The 25,166-nt window shown below is 68.1% G+C and carries 28 protein-coding genes; 11 read left to right on the top strand and 17 right to left on the bottom strand.

The window, feature by feature from the left end; all coding sequences use genetic code 11:
- Positions 1-66 precede the first annotated feature (66 nt).
- Positions 67-2,184, top strand: a complete 2,118-nt coding sequence (locus tag S2M10_RS19545; RefSeq protein ID WP_168847544.1) for a S9 family peptidase — start codon at positions 67-69, stop codon at positions 2,182-2,184.
- Between the two features lie 21 nt (positions 2,185-2,205).
- Here the strand turns inward: S2M10_RS19545 and S2M10_RS19540 are convergent, their stop codons facing one another.
- From S2M10_RS19540 to S2M10_RS19515, 6 genes are all read right to left on the bottom strand, one after another.
- The gene (locus S2M10_RS19540; protein ID WP_211091149.1) at positions 2,206-2,613 is read right to left on the bottom strand and encodes a DUF6491 family protein; all 408 of its coding nucleotides are present in this window, start codon (positions 2,611-2,613) and stop codon (positions 2,206-2,208) included.
- Between the two features lie 27 nt (positions 2,614-2,640).
- Positions 2,641-3,375, bottom strand: coding sequence for a hydroxyacylglutathione hydrolase (gloB, locus tag S2M10_RS19535; RefSeq protein ID WP_168847543.1), 735 nt, complete (start codon positions 3,373-3,375; stop codon positions 2,641-2,643).
- The gene (locus tag S2M10_RS19530; protein ID WP_211091148.1) at positions 3,372-4,418 is read right to left on the bottom strand and encodes a nitronate monooxygenase family protein; all 1,047 of its coding nucleotides are present in this window, start codon (positions 4,416-4,418) and stop codon (positions 3,372-3,374) included. The genes gloB and S2M10_RS19530 overlap by 4 nt, the downstream gene beginning before the upstream one ends.
- Complete coding sequence (locus S2M10_RS19525; protein WP_168847541.1) at positions 4,418-4,852, bottom strand: VOC family protein; 435 nt, start codon at positions 4,850-4,852, stop codon at positions 4,418-4,420. The genes S2M10_RS19530 and S2M10_RS19525 overlap by 1 nt, the downstream gene beginning before the upstream one ends.
- Positions 4,853-4,915: 63 nt before the next feature.
- Positions 4,916-5,746, bottom strand: a complete 831-nt coding sequence (locus S2M10_RS19520; RefSeq protein ID WP_168847540.1) for a hypothetical protein — start codon at positions 5,744-5,746, stop codon at positions 4,916-4,918.
- Positions 5,722-6,453, bottom strand: a complete 732-nt coding sequence (locus S2M10_RS19515) for an alpha/beta hydrolase (RefSeq protein WP_168847539.1) — start codon at positions 6,451-6,453, stop codon at positions 5,722-5,724. The genes S2M10_RS19520 and S2M10_RS19515 overlap by 25 nt, the downstream gene beginning before the upstream one ends.
- A 107-nt stretch (positions 6,454-6,560) precedes the next feature.
- On the opposite strand from S2M10_RS19515, the gene S2M10_RS23030 reads away from it, so the two are divergent.
- On the top strand, positions 6,561-6,695 hold the full coding sequence (locus tag S2M10_RS23030; protein ID WP_282098067.1) for a hypothetical protein: 135 nt from the start codon (positions 6,561-6,563) through the stop codon (positions 6,693-6,695).
- Here the strand turns inward: S2M10_RS23030 and S2M10_RS19510 are convergent.
- From S2M10_RS19510 to S2M10_RS19500, 3 genes are read right to left on the bottom strand one after another with little or no spacing between them, the layout of a single operon-like run.
- Positions 6,692-7,741 carry a M48 family metallopeptidase gene (locus S2M10_RS19510; protein ID WP_168847538.1) on the bottom strand — a complete coding sequence of 350 codons (1,050 nt, stop codon included), beginning with the start codon at positions 7,739-7,741 and terminating at the stop codon, positions 6,692-6,694. The genes S2M10_RS23030 and S2M10_RS19510 overlap by 4 nt on opposite strands.
- Before the next feature lie 12 nt (positions 7,742-7,753).
- Entirely contained in the window at positions 7,754-8,848 is a 1,095-nt protein-coding gene (locus S2M10_RS19505) for a YjgN family protein (RefSeq protein ID WP_168847537.1), read from the bottom strand.
- A gap of 56 nt (positions 8,849-8,904) precedes the next feature.
- A complete protein-coding gene (locus tag S2M10_RS19500; protein ID WP_168847536.1) occupies positions 8,905-9,798 on the bottom strand; it encodes a neutral zinc metallopeptidase in 894 nt (297 codons plus the stop codon).
- Positions 9,799-9,932: 134 nt separating this feature from the next.
- Here S2M10_RS19500 and S2M10_RS19495 point away from each other — a divergent pair, with 134 nt between their 5' ends.
- Genes S2M10_RS19495 through S2M10_RS19480 form a run of 4 tightly spaced genes read left to right on the top strand, consistent with a single transcriptional unit; the run spans position 9,933 to position 13,876 of the window.
- Positions 9,933-11,084, top strand: coding sequence for a patatin-like phospholipase family protein (locus S2M10_RS19495; protein ID WP_168847535.1), 1,152 nt, complete (start codon positions 9,933-9,935; stop codon positions 11,082-11,084).
- A 14-nt stretch (positions 11,085-11,098) separates the two neighbouring features.
- Positions 11,099-11,884 carry a 3-hydroxybutyrate dehydrogenase gene (locus tag S2M10_RS19490; protein WP_168847534.1) on the top strand — a complete coding sequence of 262 codons (786 nt, stop codon included), beginning with the start codon at positions 11,099-11,101 and terminating at the stop codon, positions 11,882-11,884.
- Positions 11,881-12,507, top strand: coding sequence for a DUF4893 domain-containing protein (locus S2M10_RS19485; RefSeq protein ID WP_168847533.1), 627 nt, complete (start codon positions 11,881-11,883; stop codon positions 12,505-12,507). Before S2M10_RS19490 ends, S2M10_RS19485 begins: the two co-directional genes overlap by 4 nt.
- A gap of 52 nt (positions 12,508-12,559) precedes the next feature.
- Positions 12,560-13,876, top strand: coding sequence for an amidohydrolase (locus S2M10_RS19480; RefSeq protein WP_168847532.1), 1,317 nt, complete (start codon positions 12,560-12,562; stop codon positions 13,874-13,876).
- 34 nt (positions 13,877-13,910) lie between these two features.
- Here the strand turns inward: S2M10_RS19480 and S2M10_RS19475 are convergent, their stop codons facing one another.
- Together S2M10_RS19475 and S2M10_RS19470 are read right to left on the bottom strand one after the other, a co-directional pair.
- A complete protein-coding gene (locus tag S2M10_RS19475; protein ID WP_168847531.1) occupies positions 13,911-14,525 on the bottom strand; it encodes a helix-hairpin-helix domain-containing protein in 615 nt (204 codons plus the stop codon).
- A 92-nt stretch (positions 14,526-14,617) separates the two neighbouring features.
- Entirely contained in the window at positions 14,618-15,505 is an 888-nt protein-coding gene (locus S2M10_RS19470; RefSeq protein WP_168847530.1) for a LysR family transcriptional regulator, read from the bottom strand.
- A gap of 106 nt (positions 15,506-15,611) precedes the next feature.
- Between S2M10_RS19470 and S2M10_RS19465 the strand changes: the two genes are divergently transcribed.
- Positions 15,612-16,478 (top strand): NmrA family NAD(P)-binding protein, encoded by an 867-nt coding sequence (locus S2M10_RS19465; protein WP_168847529.1) that lies wholly within the window; start codon positions 15,612-15,614, stop codon positions 16,476-16,478.
- Between the two features lie 281 nt (positions 16,479-16,759).
- On the opposite strand, the gene S2M10_RS19460 is transcribed toward S2M10_RS19465, so the two are convergent.
- The 4 genes from S2M10_RS19460 to S2M10_RS19445 all read right to left on the bottom strand — a co-directional run bounded on the left by S2M10_RS19460 (position 16,760) and on the right by S2M10_RS19445 (position 19,102).
- Positions 16,760-16,984 carry a hypothetical protein gene (locus S2M10_RS19460; RefSeq protein WP_168847411.1) on the bottom strand — a complete coding sequence of 75 codons (225 nt, stop codon included), beginning with the start codon at positions 16,982-16,984 and terminating at the stop codon, positions 16,760-16,762.
- 71 nt (positions 16,985-17,055) lie between these two features.
- Complete coding sequence (locus tag S2M10_RS19455) at positions 17,056-17,472, bottom strand: globin (protein WP_168847528.1); 417 nt, start codon at positions 17,470-17,472, stop codon at positions 17,056-17,058.
- Between the two features lie 101 nt (positions 17,473-17,573).
- A complete protein-coding gene (locus S2M10_RS19450) occupies positions 17,574-18,239 on the bottom strand; it encodes an opacity protein (protein WP_168847527.1) in 666 nt (221 codons plus the stop codon).
- Between the two features lie 188 nt (positions 18,240-18,427).
- Positions 18,428-19,102 (bottom strand): DUF4893 domain-containing protein, encoded by a 675-nt coding sequence (locus tag S2M10_RS19445; RefSeq protein WP_168847526.1) that lies wholly within the window; start codon positions 19,100-19,102, stop codon positions 18,428-18,430.
- Positions 19,103-19,340: 238 nt separating this feature from the next.
- Here S2M10_RS19445 and S2M10_RS19440 point away from each other — a divergent pair, with 238 nt between their 5' ends.
- Positions 19,341-19,877, top strand: a complete 537-nt coding sequence (locus S2M10_RS19440) for a superoxide dismutase family protein (RefSeq protein WP_168847525.1) — start codon at positions 19,341-19,343, stop codon at positions 19,875-19,877.
- Between the two features lies 1 nt (position 19,878).
- Here S2M10_RS19440 and S2M10_RS19435 read toward each other — a convergent pair whose 3' ends face one another.
- Positions 19,879-21,447: an MFS transporter gene (locus tag S2M10_RS19435; protein ID WP_168847524.1), complete on the bottom strand. Its 1,569-nt coding sequence runs from the start codon at positions 21,445-21,447 to the stop codon at positions 19,879-19,881.
- Positions 21,448-21,527: 80 nt separating this feature from the next.
- On the opposite strand from S2M10_RS19435, the gene S2M10_RS19430 reads away from it, so the two are divergent.
- From S2M10_RS19430 to S2M10_RS19420, 3 genes are all read left to right on the top strand, one after another.
- Positions 21,528-21,998: a low molecular weight protein-tyrosine-phosphatase gene (locus S2M10_RS19430; protein ID WP_168847523.1), complete on the top strand. Its 471-nt coding sequence runs from the start codon at positions 21,528-21,530 to the stop codon at positions 21,996-21,998.
- A 19-nt stretch (positions 21,999-22,017) separates the two neighbouring features.
- A complete protein-coding gene (locus S2M10_RS19425) occupies positions 22,018-23,133 on the top strand; it encodes a zinc-binding dehydrogenase (protein ID WP_168847522.1) in 1,116 nt (371 codons plus the stop codon).
- A gap of 158 nt (positions 23,134-23,291) precedes the next feature.
- On the top strand, positions 23,292-24,677 hold the full coding sequence (locus S2M10_RS19420; protein WP_247650921.1) for a methyl-accepting chemotaxis protein: 1,386 nt from the start codon (positions 23,292-23,294) through the stop codon (positions 24,675-24,677).
- 15 nt (positions 24,678-24,692) lie between these two features.
- Here S2M10_RS19420 and S2M10_RS19415 read toward each other — a convergent pair whose 3' ends face one another.
- Positions 24,693-25,163: a DUF4188 domain-containing protein gene (locus tag S2M10_RS19415; RefSeq protein WP_168847521.1), complete on the bottom strand. Its 471-nt coding sequence runs from the start codon at positions 25,161-25,163 to the stop codon at positions 24,693-24,695.
- Between the last annotated feature and the right edge of the window lie 3 nt (positions 25,164-25,166).

Raw genomic sequence — 25,166 nt, 5'->3', positions numbered from 1 at the left:
GGCTTGAGTAGCATCTACCCATACGATCTGGCACGTTCCCCGCATCGACTCGATCCGGGGGATTGCATGAAGAAGCTCGTTCTCGCCGCGCTACTGGCCGGTGCCGCCGCCGCGCCGCTATTGGCCCAGACCGCCGCGCCCACCCCGCCGGTCGCCGCGAAGAAGCCCTACACGGTGAAGGCCCCGTTCGGCGCGACGCGCGTGGATCCCTATTACTGGCTCCGCGACGACACGCGGAAGAACCCCGAGATGCTCGCCTATCTCGCCGCCGAGAATGCCTATGCCGATGCGGTGCTGGCGCCGACCAAGCCGATGGCGGACACGCTGTACAAGGAGATCGTCGGCCACATCAAACAGGACGACGCCAGCGTTCCCTACGCCAAGCACGGCTATTTCTATTATACCCGCTTCGACGCCGGCGCGGACTATGCCGTGGTCGCGCGCCGCAAGGGCAGCATGACCGCGCCCGAGCAAATCCTGTTCGACCAGCCCGCGATGGCGAAGGGCAAGGGCTTCTTCCAGATCGGCAACTGGCGGGTGAGCCCGGACAATGCCCGCATCGCCTGGGCCGAGGATGTTGTCGGCCGCCGGCAATATGTGCTGAAGGTGAAGGACATCGCCACCGGCGCGCTGCTCGCCGACACGGTGTCGAACATCGAGCCCGGCCTGGTCTGGTCCGCCGACGGCAAGACGATCCTTTATGTCGAGAAGGATCCGGTCACGCTGCTCGGCACGCGGGTGAAGGCGCATGTGCTGGGCACGCCCGCCTCCGCCGACCGCCTCGTCTATACCGAGAAGGACGACACCTTCTACATGAGCATCGGCGCTACCACCGACGAGCGCTATATCTGCATCAACCTCCATTCGACGGTGAGCGACGAGCAGCGCTGCGCTCCCGCCGCCAACCCGGTCGATTTCAAGCCGGTCGCACCGCGCGCGCGCGACTTCCTGTACAATGCCGATCACCTAGGCGGGCGCTGGATCATCCGCACCAATTTCCAGGCGCCCAACTACCGTATCATGACGGTGGCAGACGCCAGGGCTGCGGCGGGGCGCGCGGCCTGGACCGATCTGGTGCCGACCAGCGACAGCGTGTTCATCGAGAATTTCCAGCCCTTCGACCGCTTTCTGGCGATCGAGGAGCGTTCGGGCGGCAACAAGCGGCTGCGCATGCTGACCCCCGCCGGCAAGAGCAGCTTCGTCGGGGCGGACGAGCCCGCCTATGTCATGGACCTCGGCACCAACGAGGATCCGGCCAGCCCGGTGCTGCGCTACACCTATGGCTCGCTGGTCACGCCGACCACGACCTATGAGGTCGATGCCGCGACCGGCAAGCGCACCGTGCTGAAGGTGCAGCCGGTACCAGGCTATGACGCCTCGAAATACGTCACCGAGCGCGTCTGGGCGACCGCGCGCGACGGCACCAGGGTGCCGGTGAGCCTGGTCTATGCCAAGGGCTTCCAGAAGAACGGCACGGCCGCGCTCTACCAATATGCCTATGGCAGCTACGGCTATTCCACCGATCCCGGCTTCCGGCCGACGCTGCCGAGCCTGCTCGACCGCGGCATGGTCTATGCCATCGCGCATATCCGCGGCGGGCAGGAGATGGGCCGCAAATGGTATGACGACGGCAAGATCTTCCACAAGAAGAACAGCTTCACCGATTTCATCGATGTGACGCGCTTCCTGGTCGACCAGGGCTATGCCGCAAAGGGCCGCGTGGCGGCGGAAGGCGGCAGCGCCGGAGGGCTGCTGATGGGGGCGATCGCCAACATGGCGCCCCAGGAGTATCGCGTGATCGTGGCGCAGGTGCCCTTCGTCGACGTCGTGACGACGATGCTCGACAGCTCGATCCCGCTGACCACCGGCGAGTTCGACGAATGGGGCAACCCCGCCGAACAGCGCTATTACGACTATATGCTGAGCTACTCGCCCTACGACAACGTCGCCGCGCAGGCCTATCCGGCGATGTTTGTCGGCACCGGGCTGTGGGACAGCCAGGTGCAATATTACGAGCCGACAAAATGGGTGGCCAGGCTGCGCGCGACCAAGACCGATCGCAATCCGCTGGTGTTCCGCGTCAACATGGAAGCCGGGCATGGCGGCAAGTCCGGCCGGTTCGAACGCTACCACCAGAATGCAGAGTATCTGGCGTTCGCGCTCGACCAGCTGAAGGTACGATAAGGCGTTCGGGGCGGCTGCCGGTCAGCCGCCCTTCGGCCGGGTGTAGGGCGTGAACTTGCCCATCCGGCAATATGCGCTGGGGATGGTCGTCCCCGGGGTCAGCACGCGGAACTGGTCGTTGCGGCAGAGCTGGCCCCCGCGCATCTCGACGATCACCGTGGTCAGCGGCGCCAGCGACGGGCAGGCGGCGGCGAGATCGTTGCGATAGATCCGCCCGCCCTGCCGGTAGATCAGCGTGCGCGTGTCGATGATCTGCGGCCCGTCGAGCATGCCGGGATTGATGCAATCCTGCGGCTTGCCCGGCATCCGGTCGCCCAAAGCGTCGGCCAGTTCGCGCCGCGCCTGGGCGTCGCGCTGGGCCTGATATTCGGCATTCTGCGCGCATCCGGCGAGCGCCAGCGCAGCGGCGGTGATGATGGCGAAACGCATCCTCTCTCTCCTCGCTATTCCTACGACTCAGGCGACAAAACTATCCTTGGCCGCGCGCCGTTCGGCGAGCATGCGCGCATCGGCGGCGCGGAGGAAGGGATTCGTCGCTCGCTCCTCGGCGATGGTTGTGGGCACGGTGGCCTCGCCCGCGGTGCGTCGCTGCTCCACCTCGGCCAGGCGGGCGACGACCGCGGCATTGTCCGGCTCGGCGACCCGCGCATAGCGGGCGTTGGAGAGGGTATATTCGTGCGCGCAATAGACCTGCGTCTCGTCCGGCAGCGCGGCGAGCCGCTGCATGTTGGCGAACATCTGTTCGGCCGTGCCCTCGAACAGCCGCCCGCAGCCCATCGCGAACAGCGTGTCGCCGACGAACACCAGTGCGTCCCCGGCGAAATGATAGGCGATGTGCCCTGCCGTATGTGCCGGCACCTCCAGCACGGCCGCCCGGTGCGCGCCGATGGCGACCATGTCGCCTTCGCCGACCAGACGATCTGCGGTGGGGATCTTCGCCGCTTCGGCCGCCGGCGCGATCACGGTGCAGCCGGTTGCCGCCTTGAGCGCCGCGTTGCCGCCGGTGTGATCGGGGTGCCAGTGGGTGTTCCAGATGGCGGTCAGCGTCCAGCCGCGTTCGGCCAGCACCGCCAGCACGGGATCGGCCTGAGCGGGATCGACCACGATCGTCTCGGCGGAGGCGGGATCGTGAACCAGCCAGATGTAATTGTCGCTGAGCGCGGGAATGTGGAGAACGGCGAGGTCGGTCATATCGGCTCCTGGAGCAGGGCGGCGAGTTCGGTGGCGAGGCGGCGGGTCAGCGTCTCGGCGGCCTCCGCGCGAACGCGGGGTGCGCCCGACCCGGCCCAGAGCGGCGAGTAATCGGTGCGTCCCTGCGCTTCGGCATGGGCGCGCAGCGGCGCGAGCGCGGCCGAGGCGTAGGGGAAGGGCGGCACTTCCGGCCGCGTGGCGCCGAGATCGCGCATCAGCCGGTTGACGATCCCGCGTGCGGCGCGGCCGGAGAACAGCGTGGTGAAGGCGGCATCCGCAGAGGCTGGGGTCCCGAGCAGGGCGCGATACGGCGCGGCGATCGCGCTCTCCGGCGTGGCGAGATAGGCAGTGCCGATCTGCACGGCGGCCGCCCCCAGCCGAAGCGCCGCGACGATGTCCCCCGCATCGACGATCCCGCCGGCAGCGATCAGGGGCGGACCGACCGGCGTGGCGAGCAGGTCGGCAAGCGACACCGGCCGGTGCGCATCGCCGAGGAACCAGCCGGCATGGCCGCCCGCTTCGCCACCCTGCACGATCGCCGCGTCCACGCCCTGTGCCGCCAGCCAGTGCAGTTCTTCCGGCGTGGTGGCGTTGCCGAGGATGCGCGCGCCGGTCGCGCGAACGCGGGCGAGCAGGGCAGGGTCCGGCAGGCCGAAATGGAAGCTGACCATCGCCGGGCGGACCTGCTCGACTGCCGCGCAGGCATCCGCGTCGAACGGCCGGCGCAGCGGCGGGGGCGGTCCGGGCGCGACATCCTCGGCAGCATAATAGGGGGCGAGCAGTGCGCGCCAGGCCGACTCGTCGGGTTCGGCGGGCAAGGCATGGCAGAAGAAGTTGAGGTTCAGCGGCCCGGCAGCACCCGCGCGCACCGCCGCTGCCTGCTCGACGATCGCCGCCGGGGCGAGCATCGCGCAGGGCAGAGACCCGACCGCGCCGCCGCGGATTGCCGCGATCGCCAGTTCCACCCCGCCCGCGCCCGCCATCGGCGCCTGGACGATCGGGGTGGACGCCCCGAGCTCCGCGAGGAACCGGGGCGCCGCCATCACCATTCGCCGGTGTTCGACATCGATGCCCAGGGCTCCTGCGGCGGCAGATGGCCGTCCTGCAGCAGCTCGATCGAGATATTATCGGGCGTGCGGACGAAGGCCATGTGACCGTCGCGCGGCGGGCGGTTAATCGTCACGCCGGCATCCTGCAGCCGCTGGCAGGTCTCGTAGATGTCATCGACGCGGAAGGCGAGATGGCCGAAGTTGCGGCCGCCGGTGTAGGATTCCGGATCCCAATTATGGGTCAGTTCCACCTCGGCGGTGCCGCGGCCGGTCGCGGGATCGATATCCGCGGCCGCCGCCAGATAGATCAGCGTGAAGCGGCCCTTCTCGCTGGTGATGCGGTGCGTCTCCTGCAGGCCGAGCAGATCGAAAAAGGCGATCGTCGCATCGGGATCGGTGACGCGGATCATGGTGTGGAGGAACTTCACGGGGGCACTCCCTGGATGGATCTCGCCTGCCAGATAGGCGCGCGCGCGCGCGCCTTCCACCCGCTACTTGGCAGTTGCCGCGTCGAACTGGGCAAGTGCGGCGCGGGCGGCGCCGGCCTGCGGGCTGCCCGGTGCGGCGGCGAGCACCTTGTTCCAGGCCGCCTTGGCCGCCGCCTCGTCGCCGCTGGCCGCCGCGACGTTGCCGGCTTCCAGCTGGACGGCGGCATCGTCGCCGGCGCGCTTTACCGCCTCGGCGATGTCCTTCTGCGCGCGGGGCAGGTCGTTCATCCGGCGAGCGAGCGTGGCGGAGAGCAGCCAGGCGAGCGGATCGTCGCCGGCCTTGGCGATCGCCACGTCGATGTCCGCGCGGGCACCCGCATTCTCGCCCGAGGCGACGGCGGCGCGGGCGCGATCGAGATAGGCTTCGCCCAGCGCGAGGCCCTGGAGCGTGCCGGAGGCGAGCGCGGCGTTGATCGCGGCGCGCGCCCTGGGCGGTTTGTTGGCCGCGAGCCAGGCGTTGCCCGCCTGGGTCCAGTAGGTGGCGGCCCGCTTGCCGTCCTTGGCGGTTTCCGCCTCGCCCGCTGCTTCCTCGAAGGCGGTGGCGGCGGACTCCCAGCGCGCCTGGTTGGCATAGGCGACCGCGAGGCACTGGCGCGCGAACATGCCGCCCTTGTCCGCCGTCCATTTCACCGCATCGTCGATCGCGGCGGCGGGATCGCCGGTGGCGAGATCCATGCATTTGGTGAAACGCGGCGGCTCGCCCGCCGGGGCAGGCGCGGCCGCCCTGGCCGCAGCGGCGCGGGCGCGCTCGGCGTCGCGCAGCACCGGGCCGGCCTTGGGCGGGATCGCAGTCGTCTGCTGCGGGGCGATCAGCAGGAGGAGGGGGAAGAGCATTCGATCAGTACGTCCTCGATGGCGCGGAACAGCAGGCGGATATCGCCGTCGCGCGACAGGCGATGATTTCCGTCCTTGACGATCCATGTCTGGACCTTCTCTGAACGGAGCGCGCCGGCGAGGCGAAGCGCCAGCTCCCAAGGCACTTCCGCATCCTGCTGGCCCTGGAGCAGATGCACCGGGCCGGTGAAATCGATCGGCCCTTCCAGCACCAGATTTTCTTCGCCGGAGATCCAGAAGGGCAGGGTGGTGACCATGGGTTCGGGGCCATAGTCGCTCGGCTGCTCGAGCCGGCCGTCGGCCCGCAGACGCTTCTTCTCTTCGTCGGTGAAGCCCCAGCGGGTGAAATCGGGGGCGGCGGCGATACCGACCATGCCGACGACACGCTCCGGCCGCGAGGCGGCAACCAGCAGCATCAGCCATCCGCCCATTGACGAGCCGACCAGCACCACCGGGCCTTCGACAAGGGTGTCGATCATCTGCAGCGCGTCGTCGCGCCAGCTTGCCAGCGTCTGGTCCTCGAAGGCGCCGGGGCTTTCGCCGCAGCCCGCATAGTCGAAGCGCAGGAAACCCTGGCCGCGTGCCTGCGCCCAGGCCTCCAGTGCCAGCACCTTGGATCCCTGCATGTCCGATCGGTATCCGGGCAGGAAGACGATGGTGGGGGAGGTGCCGGGGCTGTGGCGGTGGGCGAGGGGCGTGCGGGTCATGAATGGGGGTGTAGCCGTTCGTCTCGCGTGCGGCCAGCGATGGAACCGATCACCGCCATCGGGATTGATCATGGGACATCGCCGACGCGAAGGAGCACATAGGCAGCATGCGTAGCGTAGAGAAAGCCATCGCCCTTCCGGTTCGCCGGTTCGTCCCAGGCACGCAGCTGGTCTTCGGTGCCGCGATCGCGGTATCCGGCCTGTCGGTCCTCGCCGGCAAGCTGATCGATCTGCTGGCCTAAGGCCGGGGCGAATTGCCGCACATCGTGCGGAGCGCCTGCCACTGCGCCGCATCGAGCGCAGGGCGATATACCGCGCCGGCGCGCGCGCTTTTCCGGAACACCTGCTCGCGCGATGCCGATAGCGGGTGCGAGGACAGATAGCTGAGCAGCAGGCCCGCATTGCCGGGCTGCTCGTCCTGCTTCGCCAGACGGGCGAACAGTGCGGCGGTGGGCAGCGGCGAGATATTGGCGGCCTGCAGGCGGCCGATCGCATAGCCATCGGCCCCGGCTTCGGCCTTGCGCGAATAGCGCGCATTCAGCAGCGCGTTGCCATAGTCGCTGATGTTGCTGTCGAAACCGCCGAGGAGCAGGCTCAGCCCATATTGGCGGATCAGCGACTCCATGCCGTCGCGGTGCGCAACATGGCCGAGTTCATGGCCGAGCACCCCGGCGACCTCGTCCGGCGATGACGCATGCTGAATTAGCCCGTCGAACAGCACCACCTGACCGCCGGGAAAGGCGACGGCGTTGACCATGGGGGCGTGGACGACGCGGATGGTCACGTCGCTGTCCTGGCGCAGCCGCGCGCCGAGCGCCTTCAGTGCCGCGTCCCCCGCCGGGGTCGAACAGGCGTAGCTGCCGAGGTTGCCGACGAGGAGCCGGCCCATGCGTTGTTCCACGGAGGCCGGGATCAGCCGCGCGAGCAGGGGCGGCAGCTTGAGCGTGAGGCCTACGACCAGCACCGCCAGCATCGCCAGGACGCCCGCCGAGCGCCAAAGCCCGAAGCGATCGATCCACTTCCCATACCGTGCCGGCTTGGGGAGATGCACGGCGATCTCGGACGGCGGGAATTCGAGGAAGGTGATCCGCCAGCCCGGCCGCCCTTTCAGCCCGAAGGCGCGTTCGTGATGGGAGGTGCCGTGCGGCTGCAGATCGGCAAAGGCATAGGGCCCGGGATCGGCCCCGTCGCCCGCCAGCGTGAAATGCCGTTCGTCCGCGCTGGGCGCGATCGCGGGCATGCGCCGTTCGCCGCTTTGGCCGTCATAATGCCAGACCCGGGTTTCCACCGTCGGTACTCCTTAGAACGCGCCCATATCCAGGCTGTCGAACAGCCCCTCGCCCTGCCCGGGCGCGCGCGTGGTCGATTGGGTGAACTGGTCGAGATCCAAGCTGCCATAGGCGCGCAGGTGACGCACAAAGAAGGCCCAGTTGCGATAGCTGATGAAGACGGCGCCGATGCCCAGCGTGCACACCACCAGCAACAGCGTGCCGAGCATCAGCTTCAGCCAGTCCGCGGTGCGCGCGGTGAACGCGAACTCCAGGTGACCGAGCGTCAGCGCGCCGATGCACTGGCGGAAATAGGCGGCGTAGAAGGAGAGGCTGACAAGCCCGAACAGCACCAGGAACAGCAGGTAGAATAGCACGAAGCCGATGATCATCGGCCCCGGCGAAACGGGGCCGGGCGTCGCCGGCAGGCTCACTCCAAGCAGCAGGCTGAGCACCACGAGCAGGACGGCGCCGATACCCAGCGCGACCGGCAACAGATAGAATAGCAGATAGCGGCGCATCAGCCCGTCGGAATTGGCGCCGGATCGGAACGGGTAGGGGCCGAAGCTCATCGCGTTCCAGCGCTCGTTCCAAAGGCTGACCAGCGCCCAGGGGACCAGCAGGCCGAACATCGCGCTGCCCAGCATCATCCGCCAGAGATAGGATATCCCGTAGCGAAAACCCTGCACGTCGCTGCCGCCGCGGATGCCGTGCCAATAGGTGCGGCTGAGCCGATAGCGCAGCGCGCGGAACATCGCGATACCGCCAAGCACGAAGAAGAGCAGGTAGAGCAGCAGGAACAACAGGCCGGCCATGCCGGCGGCGGTTGAGTTCCCCCGCGTGACCAGCGCCCCGATCAGCAGGTTCACGGCCGCGACGGGCACGAACAAGAGCACCGTCACCACCAGATACCCGAGCATCAGTTCCAGCCCGGTGCCGGTCCATTCGAGCCGATCGTCGATGAAGCGCGTGCGGCTCCACAGATATTGCCGCGTCCGCGTCCGAGCCCAGAAGGTGTAGACTCCCAGCGTGACGATCGTCAGCAGCAGGTTGGTGAAGGCGATCGGCGCATACTCGCGCCACGAGCCGGTGAATTCGAACGCACCGCGCTCGTGCTGTTCCGTCATGATGGTCCCCCTTGGCTGCCATCCAATAGCGGCCAAGGGTTGACGTCAAGTAAGCATCATTGCGTGGCGCTGAAGGTGTCGCACTGGCGCGGGTCGCCCGTCTCCAGCCCGCGCTTCAGCCAGGCCATCCGCTGCGCCGAGGTGCCGTGGGTGAAGCTGTCCGGGACCACCGTGCCCTGGGCTTCCTTCTGCAGCGTGTCGTCGCCGATCGCGTTTGCAGCCGTCATGCCTTCCTCGACATCGCCTGGCTCCAGCCGATCGCGGTTGCGCGCTGCCCAGACGCCGGCATAGCAGTCCGCCTGCAGCTCCAGCTGCACCGAGAGGCGGTTGCCCTCCGTCTTGCTCGCCTGCGACTGCGCCCGGGACACTTCGGACGAAGTGCCGAGCAGATCCTGGATATGGTGGCCCATCTCGTGCGCGATAACATAATCGCGTGCGAAATCGCCCTTGGCGCCGAAGCGGTTCTGCAACTCGTCGAAGAAGGTCGTGTCGATATACACGCCGTTGTCGCTCGGGCAGTAGAAGGGACCGACCGCCGAACTCGCGGCGCCGCAGCCGGTGCGCGCGCCGCCGGAGAAGAAGTTGATCGTCGCCGGCTTGTAATCGCTCCGGCCCATCTCCTGGAAGATCTTCGCCCAGGTCAGATCGGTGCTGCGCATCACCCGGCACGCTTCGAGTCGAAGTGCGTTGACGCGGCAGACCTGCTGGCCCGACTGGCCCGCGGTCGGCGAGCGATCGGCACTGCCGCCGCCGCTCGATCCCAGCATCCCGCCGCCGCCGCCCAGGCCGAACATCACCAGCGCGATGATGCCGATCAGCACGATCCCGCCGCAGCCCATGCCGCGGCCGAGGAACAGCGGCAGCAGGCCCAGCAGCGGAAACCCGCCGCCACCGCCGCCCGAGCCCAGATCGCGGGCATTGTCGGTAGGATCCAGATCGTCGAGCCGCATCGGGCCTCCCCTTTGTTTGCTTGCCGTCACAATGCTTCAAGCCGCCGTGCGTTGCACGCGCTTGCTGCGAGCTTCGTCGCGTGGCGCACCATGGTCGTATTGCTCTGCAGCATGGGATGGGCCACATCCCCTGCATGGCCGATGCTGAGTCTCGCCCGCCCCACCGCCGCCGCCATGCCGCACCCGGCATGCCGCTGCCGGATACCGTCGCTCTGGTGCTGCAGGGGGGAGGGGCGCTCGGCAGCTTCCAGGCCGGGGTGATCGAGGAACTCGCCACCGCCGGGATCGAGATCGACTGGGTCGCCGGCATCTCGATCGGCGCCGTCAACGCCGCATTGTTCGCCGGCAACCCGCCCGAGAAGCGGCTGGATGCGATCCGCGCCTTCTGGGAACAGGTCACCTCCGCATTGCCGGACTTTTCGCTTCCGATGAACGACCAGCTGCGCGAGATCGCGCATGAATGGTCGGCCGGGGCAGTGATGTTCGGTGGCGTGCCCGGCTTCTTCCGGCCGCGCCCGCTTCCGCCCGCCTTCGCGGTGCCGGGCACGCCCGAGGCGCTGAGCTTCTACGACACCAGCCCCTTGCGCGAGACGCTGGACCGGCTGATCGATTGGGACCTGCTCAACGACGGGCCGGTGCGGCTGTCCGTAGGCGCGGTCAATCTGCACAGCGGCAACTTCCGCTATTTCGATACGCGCGACGAACGCATCGACGCGCGGCACATCATGGCGTCTGGTGCGTTGCCGCCCGGGCTGCCGCCGGTCGAGATCGACGGCTGCTGGTATTGGGACGGTGGACTCGTCTCCAACACCCCGCTCACCCATGTCCTCGATCGGCAGGAGGCCGAGATGCTCGTCTTCCAAGTCGACCTGTTCCCCGCCGAGAACGAGCTGCCGCGCACGATCATGGACGTGATGGGCCGCGAGAAGGAAATCCGCTTCTCCAGCCGCACCCGCGCGATTTCCGACGAGCGACTGCGCATCCGCAAGGCGCGCGAGACGGTCAAGGCGCTGCTCGACAAGCTGCCGCCCCATGTCGCCGACGAGCCGGAAGTGAAGGCGGTGCGCGATCTGGTGACGGAGCATCCGGTCAATGTCGTGCAGCTGATCTACCGCGCGAAGATTTGGGAGGGCGGATCGCGCGACTTCGAATTCTCGACGCGAACGATGCGCGAGCATTGGGAATCGGGCCGTGTCGCGGTGGCCGAGACCATGGCGAACGCGCGCCTCGTCGCGCAGAACATCCTCGACGGCAAAACCGCCGCCTTCGATCTCACCCAGCGTTAACAAGGAGTATGCCGATGTTCCTCAAGGGCAAGTCCGCGATCGTCACCGGGTCCACGTCGGGCATCGGCCTTGCTTACGCCAAGGCGCTGGCAGCCGAGGGCGCGAACGTGCTTATCAACGGCTTCGGCGATGCCGAGGCGATCGAGAAGGAGCGCGCCGCGCTGGCCGAGACCAGCGGCGGCAAGGCGCTGTACGATGCCGCCGACATGACCAAGCCCGACCAGATCGCGGCAATGGTCGCGCGCGCCGAGGCCGAGTTCGGCGCCGTCGACATCGCCATCGCCAATGCCGGCATCCAGCATGTCGCGCCGATCGACGAATTCCCGCTGGAGAAATGGGACGCGATCATCGCGATCAACCTCAGCTCGACCTTCCACCTGATGCGCGCGGTGATCCCCGGCATGAAGGCGCGCAACTGGGGCCGGATCATCTCCACCGCCAGCGCGCACAGCCTGGTCGCCAGCCCCAACAAGTCGGCCTATGTCACTGCCAAGCACGGCCTCGCCGGCCTCACCAAGACGGCGGCGCTGGAAGTGGCGACGCACGGCATCACCGTGAACTGCATCTCGCCGGGCTATGTCTGGACCCCCCTGGTCGAGAACCAGATCCCCGATACGATGAAGACCCGCAACATGACCCGCGAGCAGGTGATCAACGACGTGCTGCTCGACGCGCAGCCGACCAAGGAATTCGTGCAGCCCGAGCAGGTGGCGGCGCTGGCGCTGTTCCTGTGCCGCGACGAGGCCGCGCAGATCACCGGATCGAACTATTCGATCGACGGCGGCTGGACCGCCGAATGATGCTGCGATCGGTCGTTGCCGTCGGTATCGGCGCCGCGCTGGCGGGGTGCAGCGTCTATCGCGAGGCGACCACCCCGGGGATGGACACCAGCCTCGCCTGGCGGCGTATCGCCACGGACGCGGATCGCACCAAGCTGCGCAACTGGCGCAAGGCGTGGAGCGAGGCGCTGCCGCTCGCCCGCGCCGCCGATGCGACGCTGATCGACGGCGATCCGGCATTGTTCGATCCCGATCGCGCGCAGGCCGATGCGATGCCGCCGGCCGGCGCCTATCGCTGCCGCATCTTCAAGCTGGGCGGCGGCGGCACTGCGGTGAGCGCGATCGTGACCTATGATTGGCGGCCCTGCGCAATCGGCGAGGACGGCCCGGTGCGCCATTTCCGTATCGAGGGCGGCGTGCAGCGACCCGAGGGCAATTTCTTTCCCGACGTTACCGCACGGGTAACCTTCCTCGGCACGCTGGAGGTGGGCGACGACAATGCACCGCTGCGCTACGGGCTCGACAATCGGCGGAACCTGGTCGGTTATGGCGAGCGGATCGGTGACAAGCGCTGGCGACTGGTGCTGCCCTATCCCTCGTTCGAATCGAAGCTGGACGTGATCGAAATCGCGCCGACGGTTTGACAGGCGGGCGGGCAGGCGTGACACTCGGGCCCATGATCGCAAAGGGGGCCCGATGTTCACGTCTTTCCTGCTGGCCGGGGCGATGAGCCTCGGCACGCCTGCCGCTGCCGCTGCCGCCGATCCGGTGCGCGACGCCACGAGCAAGGCGATGCCGCAACTGATGGCGCTCTACCGCGACCTGCACGCGAACCCCGAACTCAGCCTGCACGAGGTGAAAACCGCAGCGAAGCTTGCCGCCGCGGCGCGCGAGGCGGGCTATGAGGTCACCGAGAAGGTGGGCGGCACCGGCGTGGTCGCGGTGCTGCGCAACGGCGCGGGGCCGGTGCTGCTGATCCGCGCCGACATGGACGGGCTGCCGGTCGTCGAGAATACCGGCCTGCCGTTCGCTTCCAAGGTGCGCGCGACCACCGACGAAGGCATCGAAAGCGGCGTGATGCACGCCTGCGGGCACGACACGCACATGGCGAGCTGGGTCGGCACGCTGCGGAACCTCGCCGCGATGAAGGACAAGTGGCAGGGCACCGTGGTTATGATCGCGCAGCCGGCCGAAGAGCGTGGTCGCGGCGCCAAGGACATGCTCGACGACGGGCTGTTCACGCGGTTTCCCGCACCGGCCTACGCCATTGCCTTCCACGACAGCGCCAGCCTGCCCGCGGGCCAGATCGGCATCACGCCCGGCTATGCGCTGGCCAATGTCGATTCGGTCGACATCGTGGTGAAGGGGGTGGGTGGCCACGGCGCCTATCCGCACACCACCAAGGATCCGATCGTGCTTGCCGCGCGGATCGTCACCACGCTGCAGACCCTGGTCAGCCGGGAGATGGATCCGCAGCAGCCGGCGGTGGTGACCGTGGGCGCGATCCATGGCGGATCGAAGCACAACATCATCGGCAACGACGTGACGATGCTGCTCACCGTGCGCAGCTTCACGCCGGAATCGCGCAAGCAGCTGCTCGACGGCATCGCGCGGATCGCGCGCGGCGAAGCGATCGCCGCCGGGGTGCCGGAGGACCGGATGCCGGTAGTGACGGTGAAGGACGAATATACCCCGGCGACCTTCAACACCCAGCCGCTCGCCGGCCGGCTGCAGGGGCTGTTCACCGCGCGCTTCGGCAAGGACCGGGTGGTGGAGACCAAGGCGGTGATGGGCGGCGAGGATTTCAGTCGCTACTGGCTGGCCGACCAGCGCATCCAGAGCACGATTTTCTGGGTCGGCGGCGTGCCCAAGGCGAAGTGGGACGCGGCACAGGGTGGCAAGGCAATGCTGCCGTCGCTCCATAGCGCCGAATGGGCGCCCGATGCCGAGGCGGTGGTCGGCACCGCCACCGAGGCGATGACGGCGGCGGCGCTGGACATTCTGAAACGATAGAATCCGGGCTCCCGGCGCGAAGGCCGGGATGCACTCAGAGCTTGCCGAACACCGCCTCATAGCCGGCCTTGTCGCCGGCGGCGAGGAAGCGCGCCTGCTCGATCCAGCGGTCGCGCGTCATCCGGCCCTGGAAATTGCCGAGCTGCGCGTCGAGCGCCCTGGCGGCCGTCTCGTCGAGCGCGGCGAGGTCGGCAAAGCGGGTGATGCCGAGTTCGTTGAGGCGCACCGCCAGCTTGGGGCCGATGCCTTTCAGGCGGGTGAGGTCGTCGCCATCGGGTGTGGCGGGAACGGTTGCGGACGCGGCATTGGTGTCGGCGGCGAGCGCGGCCGAGGGCGCCGCTACCGGCGCGGCGGCGGCGATCGGCTCGTCATCGAGCGGCGTGGGTTCCAGCGTCGGCGGCGGTGCTTCCGGTGCGCTGGGCGGCGTCAGCGCACCCAGCGGCTCGGGCGCATCGGCGATCTCGAGCTCGCCCCGTTCCTCGAGTTCCGCGCGTGCCTGGCGACGGCGGAGCGCGAGCCGCGCACCCCACACGATGATGAAGATCGCCAGCGCCGCACCGAGCGCGATAAGGACGAAGGAGGTGGTCAGCCAGCCCGTCTCGCTGGTTGCGGCGACGGCGCCATATCCCTGGGAAACCTGTTCGTTCATGCGCGCCGCTCCAAAGGTTTCGGTTGCCTCGGCCCTTCCCTTAGCGCGCGTCGCGGCGACGTCCAGCCTCGAGCGCCGGCGTCAGCGCATCCTCACATCGTGAGATAGGCGGCAAGCTCCTCCGGCGCGGCGTGAGGGAAGGCATGCCGCAGATGGCCGAGAAAGGCGGAGACCCGTGCGTTGAGCAGCCGCCGGGTCGGGTAAAGCGCCCATAGCGCGATGTCCGAATCCGCCACGTCGCCCCAGCGCACCAAGCGGCCGCTGGCGATGCTGGGCAACACGAGCGACAGCGGCAGGCGCGCGGCGCCCGCGCCTGCCAGCACCGCGTCGCGGATCATGACCAGCGAGGACAGGCGCAGCACCGGCTCGATCGCCATCTCCACCGCCCCGTCGGGCGCGGCCAGCCGCCAGCTGCTTGCGGCATCGGCACCGCGCACCGCGGCCGGCACCGGTGCGTCGGTCGGTCGCGGCAGGTCCGGGTGCGCTACCACGACGAGGCGGTCGTGCAGGAACGGGCGGCCGACCAGCGCCTCATCCGGCTTGGGATCGACGCGGATCACCAGATCATAGCCTTCTTCGATCATGTCGACGGCGCGGTCGTCCGTGGTCACGTCCAGCCGCACCTCGGGATGTCGCCGTACGAACTCGGCTGCCAGCCGGCCCATCGCCGTCTGCGAGAAGAGCAGCGGCGCGCTGATCCGCAGCCGCCCCCGCACCTGGCCGCCGCGTGACGCGATGGCCGAAGCCGTCTCCTCCAGCTCGGTCAGCAGCGCGCCGGCGCGTTCGAACAGGGCACGGCCCTCCTCGGTGAGCTTGAGGTCGCGCCGGCCCCGCTCGAACAGGCGCAGGTCGAGCGCGGCCTCCAGCTCGCCGACGCGGCGGGAGAGGGTTGCTTTGGGACGGCGCGCGGCGCGCGCCGCTTTGCCGAACCCGCCATGGCGGGCGACGAGCGTGAAATCGGCAAGTGCCAGCAGATCCATATCGTTCCATCCATGAGACGGCGCGTCTAGATTGACCGTCTATTTGCGCGATCATGGATCACGCATCTTCGCCTCGTCAGCAAGACCCAATGAAGGAGCGAAGCCCATGACTATCCTGGTAATCGGAGCCACCGGCCGCGTCGGCCGCCATGTCGTCGACCAACTCGTCCGCCGCGAGGCCGATGTGCGGGTACTCACCCGCGACCCCGCCAAGGCCGATTTTCCGGCCGGCGTCCAGGTGGCGCAGGGCGACCTGCTCGATATCGACGCGCTGCGCGCCGCCTTTTCGGGCGTAAGCACGCTCTTCCTGCTCAATGCGGTGACCGGCGACGAGTTCACCCAGGCGCTGATCACCCTCAACATCGCGCGGGAAGCAGGTGTGGATCGGGTGGTCTATCTGTCCGTGTTCGGGGCTGACCAGGCGGTCAACGTGCCCCATTTTGCGGTCAAACGCGGGGCCGAGCGGATGCTGGAGGCGATGGACTTCGGCGCCACGATATTGCGGCCGACCTATTTCATCGACAACGAGACGATGGTGCAGGACGTGATCCTCAACCATGGCGTGTATCCGATGCCGATCGGCGACAAGGGCCTCGCAATGGTCGATGCGCGCGACATCGCCGAAGTGGCCGCCCTCGAACTGATCCGCCGCCACGACGCGCCGGGCAAGCTGCCGATCGAGACGATCAACCTGGTCGGCCCCGACACGCTGACCGGCGCGGACGTGGCGGCGATCTGGTCGGACGTGCTGGGGCGTCCGATCGTCTATGGCGGCGATGATCCGGCAGGGTTCGAGGCGAACATGGCGACCTTCCTGCCGCGCTGGACCGCCTATGAGATGCGGCTGATGGCGGAGCGCTATGTCAGCGACGGCATGATTCCCGCTCAGGGCGATCGGGAGCAACTGACGACGATGCTCGGCCGTCCGCTCCACGGCTATCGCGAGATGGCGCAGCGCATTGCGGGTGTGTAAGGTGAAGAAGGGGCGGCTTCTGGCCGGATCGCGTAACCGATCCGGCCTGGGCCGCCAGGGCCGCTGCCGGCGGGCAACCGCTCGCACCAAGCGGGAGCGGCAGGTTCCGAAGGTCGGGCGGCGCGGCACCGGCCCGGGCGCCCCTTGCCGCCATCCGCGCTTCGCCACGCGGTGGCTCTCCCCCAACGAGTTGCGGGTCTGCCGGGCTCCCCCGACAGACCCGTCCCCCGCGCTTGCGCGCTGCGGGAGGCACGAGAGGGGGTTAACCCGCACCGCCCGTTTCAAACCGTTCCCTTCGTCTTCGTCCCCTTCCCGGTCGGCCGCTCGATCGGCCGGGTCGGGCGATGGCAGTGATGGCAGAAGGCGAAATCGAACAAATGGCTGAGCACCCATGCCTGCTCCGCGACGTTCCATTCCGCCCATGCCTCACGCGTCACCCCCAGGCGGCCGCAATGCTCACAGGCAACTTCCAGCGGCGTATCGACGGGGGTGATCCGCGCGTTCATCACGGCGGCTCTTGTAGCGCAGCTCGCCGGGCATGCGCCGGTGACCTGCTCCGAAGCGGATCAACCGGGGGTCAGGGGGCGGTTGCCTCGGCGGCGGTGCGCGCCTGCATGGCCATGGCGCGGCACATGCGGTGGAGGGCGTCGCTCATCTGGCGGGCAGTCTCCGGTTCTATGCCCGGATCGGCGGCAATCGCGCGATCCATCGCGTGCGCCCATTGCGCGGCGGTCTGCGTGGTGACCTTCAGCTGGCGATGAAAACCCATGATGCACATGCCCGGCCGTTCCTCGAACCAGTCGCGCGGGCCGCCGAGCCAGGCGACGAGGAAGCGGGTGAGCGAATGGCGGAGCGCGGTCAGATCCGGCTGATGCATTGCATGGAGCGCCGAATAGGCGGGGTCCTGCTCAATCAGGTCGTAGAAGCGGTCGACGATCGCGCGGACGGAAGCTTCGCCGCCGACGCGGTCAAAGGGCGGGGAGGATTCGGACATGGCCGCGCCATAGCCGAAAAGGTTGCGCGTCGATTGTAGGGAATCAACGGATGCCGCCCTCCCGCTGCCGGGAGGGCGGCACGCCGCCATATACTGGGCGATTAGAAGTGCGCGATGATACCTGCCATCGGGCGGAAGCTCTTCGCGTCGCTGAACGTGTTCATCTCAAGGCGCAGGCGCACGCCGCTCTGGCCGGTGATGCCGCCCAGACCGATGTCCTTCGGACCGACTTCCACGCCGACGCCGTAGGTCATCGCGTGATAGTCGCGATTGGCGTTGGCGACCTTGTCGAAATTGACCCACTGGTAGCCGACCTTGCCGTAGATCAGGCCGCTTTCGCCGGCACGCAGACCGAAGCGACCGGCTGCGCCATATTCCCAATCGATATCGCCGCTCACGCCCTTGGCAACGTTACCTTCGGCGCCGACGAAGACCGGGCCGAGCGGCACGTTCACGCCGACCACGCCCTGCACCATCGCACCATCGAGGCGGTACTTGTTCGGCTGGATCGGGATGCCGGCATTTTCCTGGCGGTCAAAACGCTCCCAGCCGCCCAGCACGCCGACATACGGCTCGATGCCAAAGGCCTTGGAGCCGTCCGGCGCGCGCGGGGTTTCGTCCTGCGCGGCGGTGGTGGTCATGGTGCCGCTGGTGTCGGCGGTGCTCGTCTCCATAGTGCCGGCACCGGTGGTGGTGTCCTGGGCGAAGGCGGGGACGGCGAAGGGGAGCGCGGCAGCAGCTGCCGCGACGGCGATGATCTTACGCATGGGGGGATAACCTCTACGCTGGTGAAACACACATCTTCCGGCACTGGCCCGCTGCAACAGGCGGGGCGGCCGGAGATGGGCGCACAATGCCCCAACATTCGGCATGGTTGCATCGCGACGCGGCTTTCATGGCCGAGTGTTGCACTGCGGCAACGGTTTCTGTCGCCGCGATGAACAAACCTTTGTACTCAGCCCTTGGGCTGGACCTCCGCGGGTACCGGCGTCAACTCGTATACGTCGACGCTGCCGGGAACTGCGCCTGGCACTGCCAGCCGCCAGCGGAAGGTGCCGAACCGCTCGACCATGCCCACCACGTCGCGCGCACCCGGATTGCCATAGCCGATATCGTTCGCCCCCGCTCTGGCCTGGCGTGCGCCAAGGAACACGTAGCGCTTGCCGCCGTCGGGGAAAACGTAGCCGGCAACGATGTCCGTGCCGGTCTGCTTGGCGAGGCCCAGCGGGGCGCTGTCATCGGCTGCATCCGCTGCCGAGATGTAGCAGAAGCCGGAGGGGCTGGGCTGTACGAGGACGCGGCCGGCCCGGCCCGGCTTCAGGTGCAGCGTGCGGCAGCGATAGGAGCCCGGCGGCAGCGCCGGATGCGGCTGGCCGGCATCTGGATCGAGCACCGCACCCTGAAGCTTGCGGACCGGCAGGCGCACGCCTCCGTACAACTGCCGCCAGCTGTTCGGGAGGTTCTCCAGTCGGAACAGGTCCGCTTCGGCGATTCGCGTTCGCCACAAGGGGGGCGGGGGCGGCATCTCGACAACGGCGATGGGGCGCAGGTCCGCAACCTTGCCGGTGCCGCCGGTCTGGCAGCCCGCGAGCAAGGGCAGGGCGAGCATCGCGCTGGCGAGCCGGTGCATGATAATATCCCCTGTGAACCTTCAGGACGCGCTTTGCCGCGACGGTCCTGCCGCGAAGGTCGTAACCCAAGGTTAACGAAAGATGAAGGCTGCGACGGGTGTAGCGGGAGATGCGGCGAACCGATGCGATCCGCCGCGCGATCGCCGCGGGTGGGCCCGTCCCATCGAATCAACCTCTTGGAACCGGAGCCCGCAAGGCTCATTAGGCTGGTTCAGGGATATGGTCGGGAGACTGGGTATGAAGGCTTGGGGAATCGGCGCGAGCGCAGTGGTGATCAGCGCGCTGCTGGGCGGGTGCGTGACCAGGGCGCAGAACGAGCGCTATATGGCCGGGCACTACCGCGCCCAGGCCGAGCTGCACGACGCGACTGGCAAGGTGGTCGGCACCGCGGTGGCCGAGCAGGTGGAAGGATCGATCCGCGTGCTGGTCGACGTGAACGGTGTCTCGCCGGGACCCCATGGCGTGCATGTCCACACCATTGGCGCCTGCACCGCGACTGACTTTGCCAGTGCCGGCGGCCACTGGAATCCCGGCGCCACCAAGCACGGGAAGGAAAACCCGATGGGACCGCATGCCGGCGACCTGCCGAACATGAAGGTCGACGAGAAGGGCCAGGGTCATATTAGTTTCACGCTTGCCGGTGGCAGCTTTGACCAGCTGATGGACCAGGACGGCGCGGCTTTGGTCGTTCATGCCGGCGAGGACGATTACAAGACCGATCCGGCCGGCAACAGCGGCGGCCGGATTGCCTGCGGCGTGTTCCAGACCGCCTGATCTATATCGCTTCGCCTGCGGCGCGCGCGCGGGCGAGCTTGCTCGCCTCCGCCGCTGGCAGCAGGCGATAGGCGCCACCGATCGCCCCCAGCGCGATCGGGACGCTGGCGAGCAGTGCCAGTACCCCGGTCGCCAGGTCGCCGGTCAGCGTCGCGATGCGCCCTGCGCAATAGGGCCCGAGCGCGAGGCCGATCAGCGTGGTGCCGATGAAGAAGGCGGCGGTTGCGGTACCGCGCATCCGCGGGAGCACCAGGTCCTGCGTCGTGGCCGCCGCCGCGCCCAGCCCGCCGCAGATCAGGAACTGCGCCAGCGGCAGCATGACATAGGCGAAGGTCAGGTCGCGCGCGGTGAACAGCAGGATCATCGGCGCGATCGGGGCGATACAGGCGAACAGCAATATATGAATCCGTCCCACGGGGCTGCGCGCGCGCAGGGCGTCGGCGATGCGGCCGGCGATGGTCACGCCGAGGAACCCCGCCAGCGCGACCGGCGCGCCGATCCAGAAGCCGAGCGCGCTTAGCTGTTCCGGCGGAATGTCGAAGCTGCGGCGGATAAAGCTGGGCGCGAAGCCTGCCATCGCATAGGCGAGGAAAGTGTTGAGGCCATAGGCCAGCACCACGCAGAGAAAGGCGGGGGTGCCCACGATCAGCGCATAGGTGGGCGGATCGCGCCGCTTGAGCGCGGTCGCCCAGCTGAACACCGCATAGCCGCCGATCCCGACCGCGATCCACTGCGCCGCCGGCTCTCCTAGTGCGACGAGCAATGCGACCAGCCCCGCGACCAGCGCGAGCACCGCGAGATTGCGGGCCAGCCCCGCTGCCCCCTGCCGTGCCGCGCCGATCAGCGTGAAGGGCGGGATGATGGTCAGCAGTTCCTCGAAAAAAGCGCGGAACGGGGCGGGGTGCGCGGGGGTCGCCATGCCTTCGGAAAGGCCGCGTGGCGGTTCGCGCAGCGTGACGATCCAGGCGGCGACGATCAGCCCCGGCGCGCCGACCGCAAGAAAGGCCGCCTGCCAGCCGACCAGCCCCAGCGGGCCCCCGCCTGGATAGGCCTGATTCCAGCGCTGCACGATCAGCGCGCCGATGAACAGCGAGAGGCCGCCGCCGAGATAGACTCCGGAGGAGTAGAGGGCGAGCGCCGTCGCCCGCAAGCGCTTGGGGAACCAGTCCGAGATCAGCGAATAGGCTGCGGGCCCTGCGGTCGCCTCGCCGATGCCCACGCCCATGCGGGCAAGCCCGAGCATCAGCCCGGTGCGGGCGAAGCCGGACAGCGCCGTCATGCTGGACCAGAGCGCGAGCCCCGCGGTCATCAGTCGCACCCGGTGCCAATTGTCCGCAAGCCGGCCCAGCGGAATGCCGAACAGCGCGTAGAACACGCCGAACGCAGTGCCGTAGAGGAAGCCGATGTCCTGATCGCGCAGGCCCAGGTCGCGCTTGATGTCGTCGGCAAGGATGGCGACGATCTGGCGATCGATGAAGTTGAGGATGTAGACGAGCAGCAGCAGCGACAGCACATACCAGGCATAGGGGGTTGCCTTCGCCCCATCGGGCGCGGGGGGCATGCTGGCCATATCCTCTCCTTCGGCGTTGTAGTGCCGTTGCCCGCGACGCTAGCAGAGCGTACCCGTTTTACGAAAGGATGATTTTCGCGATGGCCGACCCGGCATTCCTGTTTGTCTGCTTGGGAAATATCTGTCGCTCGCCGCTGGCCGAGGCGGCCTTCTGCGCGGCGGCTGCGGATGCTGGCGTCGCGGTGCTAGCCGACTCGGCCGGGATCGGCGGCTGGCATGCGGGCGAGCCGCCCGATCGCCGCTCGATCGCAGTCGCCGCCAGGCACGGCATCGACATCACCGGGCTGCGCGCGCGTCAGGTGACGCGCGAGGATTTCGATCGGTTTGACCATATTCTGGCGCTCGATCCGCAGAACCTGACCGATCTGCGCCGGATCGCGCCGGCCGGCGGGCACGCGCGGCTGCGCCTGCTGCTCGATGCGGTGCCCGGCTGGGAGGGCCGCGCCGTCGACGATCCCTATTATGGCGGGCCCGAGGGCTTCGACCGAACCTGGGACGAAGTGCGCGCTGCGGCCGGCCGGCTGGTGGAAGAACTCGTACAGACCCGTTGAACCAAAAGGAGAGGGACTCATGGCATTCACCGGACGCGAACTGCGCTCGACGCTCAGCGAAGACGGCACGCTGCGCCTGTCGCTGGAACAGGTAACCTATGCCGACCCGGCGGCGGACGAGGTGCTGGTCCGCATCGAGGCGGCGCCGATCAACCCCAGCGATCTCGGGCTGCTGCTCGGCCCCGCGCAGGTCGATACGCTGCAGCAGGACGGCGATGCGTTGATCTTCGAGGTGCAGAAGGGCCGGCTCGCCAGCATGAAGGCGCGGCTTGGCCAGTCGATGCCGGTGGGAAATGAAGGCGCGGGCACGGTGGTCGCCGCCGGGGCCGATGCCGCCGGGCTGATGGGCAAGCGCGTTTCCGCGATCGGCGGCGCGATGTTCGCCGACTATCGACTGCTCAAGGCACGTGACATCGTCGAACTGCCCGAGGGCACCGCGGCGGCGGACGGTGCGGCGATCTTCGTCAATCCGCTGACCGCGCTCGGCTTCGTCGAGACGATGCGGCGCGATGGGCACAGCGCGATCGTCCACACCGCCGCCGCCTCCAACCTGGGGCAGATGCTGCAGAAGATCTGCCTGGCCGACGGTGTGCCGCTGGTCAACATCGTGCGCTCCGAGGAACAGGCGGCGATCCTGCGCGACATCGGCGCTACCCATGTGGTGAACAGCCGCGACGAGGATTTCCGCGGGAGGCTGACCGATGCGGTGGCCGAGACCGGTGCGACCATCGCGTTCGATGCGATCGGCGGGGGCGCGCTGGGCAGCGATATTCTGCAGGCGATGGAAGCCGCGGCGGTACGCAAGATGACCGAATATAGCCGCTATGGATCCGACCAGTTCAAGCAGCTCTACATCTACGGCGCGCTGGATGTGGCGCCGACCACGCTCAACCGGCTGGCTTTCGGCTTTCAGTGGAGCGTGTCGGGCTGGCTGCTGATGCCGTTCCTTCGGCGTGTCGGCATGGAAACGCTGGGGGCGATGCGGCAGCGCATCCTGGCGGAACTCACCACCACCTTCGCCAGCCGCTACACGCGCACGATCGGTCTGGCGGAAGCGCTGCAGCCCGACGTGCTGCGGGCGTATGAGCGCAAGGCCACCGGCGAGAAGTTCCTGATCGATCCGTCGCGCGATTGAGCAGGTGGCGGGTGTTGGATCCAACACCCGCCAGCATAACAAATTATTTCCGGTGCGTGTCAGATCGGACCTTTTTAACGACTCCCTTTCTACAATGCCAATGGGTGGGCTGAACGCGGGTTAGCAGGCGATGCCGGAACCCGATCGTGAGGAACGAAATGCTGCATTGGTTGGAAGTAAAGGCTCCCATTCGGGAAAAGCTGAAGGTCGCCTTCGGATCGATGATCGGGATCATGACGATCCTGGCGGTACTCAACCTGGTGCTGCCGCACTGGGTGATGCTGGGTCTCAACGCGGTGGTGATCGCGGCGGGTTTCGTGCTGACCCGCACGTTCAGCCGCATCATCGCCGATCCCTATGTCGCGACGGTGGTGCGGATGGAGGGTCTCGCCGCTGGCAACCTCGCCGCGCCGATCGCGCATACCGAGTATGAAGATTGTGTCGGCCGCATCTCGCGTGCCATGCTGGTGTTCCGCGATGCTGCTGTCGCGCAGCGTGAGGCCGCCGAGCAGCAGGCCGAAGTGGTGCGTGTCCTCGGGCAGTCGCTTGAACGGCTCGCCAAGGGCGACCTGACCGCCGACGTCACCGCTGATTTCCCCGGTGCCAATGCGGTGCTGAAGAGCAATTTCAACGAAGCGCTGGCCGCACTGCGCGAACTGGTGCGCTCGGTCACGCTATCGGCGGAGACGATCAGCCCCGGATCGGCGCAGATCGCGGTCGCGTCCGAAGACCTGTCGCGCCGCACCGAAAGCGCGGCGGCCAGCCTGCAGGAAACCGTCCACTCGATCAGCGAGATGGACCAGCGGCTGCGCAGCACCGCCGGCAGCGCCAACCAGACGGTCGCGCGGGCGGACGGCGCAATTGCCTCGGTCCAGGCCGGCCGCGATGTTGCCGATGAGGCGGTGTCGGCGATGAGCCGGGTGTCGGAAAGCGCCAAGGGCATCGACGACGTGATCGAGGGCCTCGACAAGATCGCCTTCCAGACACGCGTTCTCGCGATGAACGCCGCCGTGGAGGCGGGCCGCGCCGGGGAGGCGGGGCGCGGCTTCGCGGTGGTTGCCGATCTCGTTTCCGCCCTGGCGATGCGCGCTGAGGAAGAGGCCGGCCGTGCCCGCGACCAGCTGACCACCACCCAGGCGGACGTGACCGCGGCGGTGGGCATGGTCCAGCGCGTCGACGATGCCTTCGCCGCGATCGCCACCGACGTCCGCGAAGTGCATGGCCTGCTTGGCAGCATGGCGACCGCGAACCAGGCTCAGGCCTCGTCGATCGGCGAGATTAGCACCGCGATCACGGTGATGGATCAGGCGACGCAGCAGAATGCCGCGATGGTGGAGGAAACCTCGGCCGCCGCACGCAATCTGAGCGGCGAGGTCGAAGCTCTCAAGCGGTCTGCCCAGGCGTTTACCGTCGGTGACGGCCACAATGCGCGGATGAACCTGCCGCTCCGCCGTCCGGCGATCGCGAACAAGCGCCCGGCGGGGCAGAGCCGCGCTGCGGCGCCCGCACCCGCCATGGCGGACGGCGACTGGGCGTCGTTCTAACGACGCCCGCCCGGCTCAGCCCTCCATGCCCGCATGGGCGTGGAGGCGCTGCCGGGTCGACAGCAGCGTGCCCACCGGCCGGGCGATCGGCGCGAACATGCCGAGCCCGAGCCGCTGGCCGGGCAGGTTGACGTACACCGCCTCGATGCCGCGCGCGCTATAGGCTTCGTGCCAGAAGCCGGCGCCCTGCGGATCCTTCAGAAAGTCGCGCCACCACAGGCTGTGCGGTGCGCTGCGGGTGAAGGCCTCCAGGCTCGGCAGGTCGCGCCAATATTGGCGGAAGCCGACATGGTTCCAGCCGAACAGCATTCCGTCTTCCGCCAGCAGCCCGTCGGGGGGATCCTTGCGGATGGCAGCCAGTCCGCGACCGATCCGCATCATTGCGGGAAGCGCCCGCAGGCGGCGCAGCTTGAACCCCAGGATCACCACGATCAGTTCGGGATAGTCTGCAAGATTCACCGTTTCGCGGAGTGTAGCGGGTTGCATGGC

The sequence above is a fragment of the Sphingomonas sp. S2M10 genome, from assembly GCF_012650175.1.
In the GTDB taxonomy this organism is placed as follows: Bacteria; Pseudomonadota; Alphaproteobacteria; order Sphingomonadales; family Sphingomonadaceae; genus Sphingomonas.
Note: the sequence above shows the minus strand (reverse complement) of the source record. Positions and strands in the feature narration are given on the sequence as shown.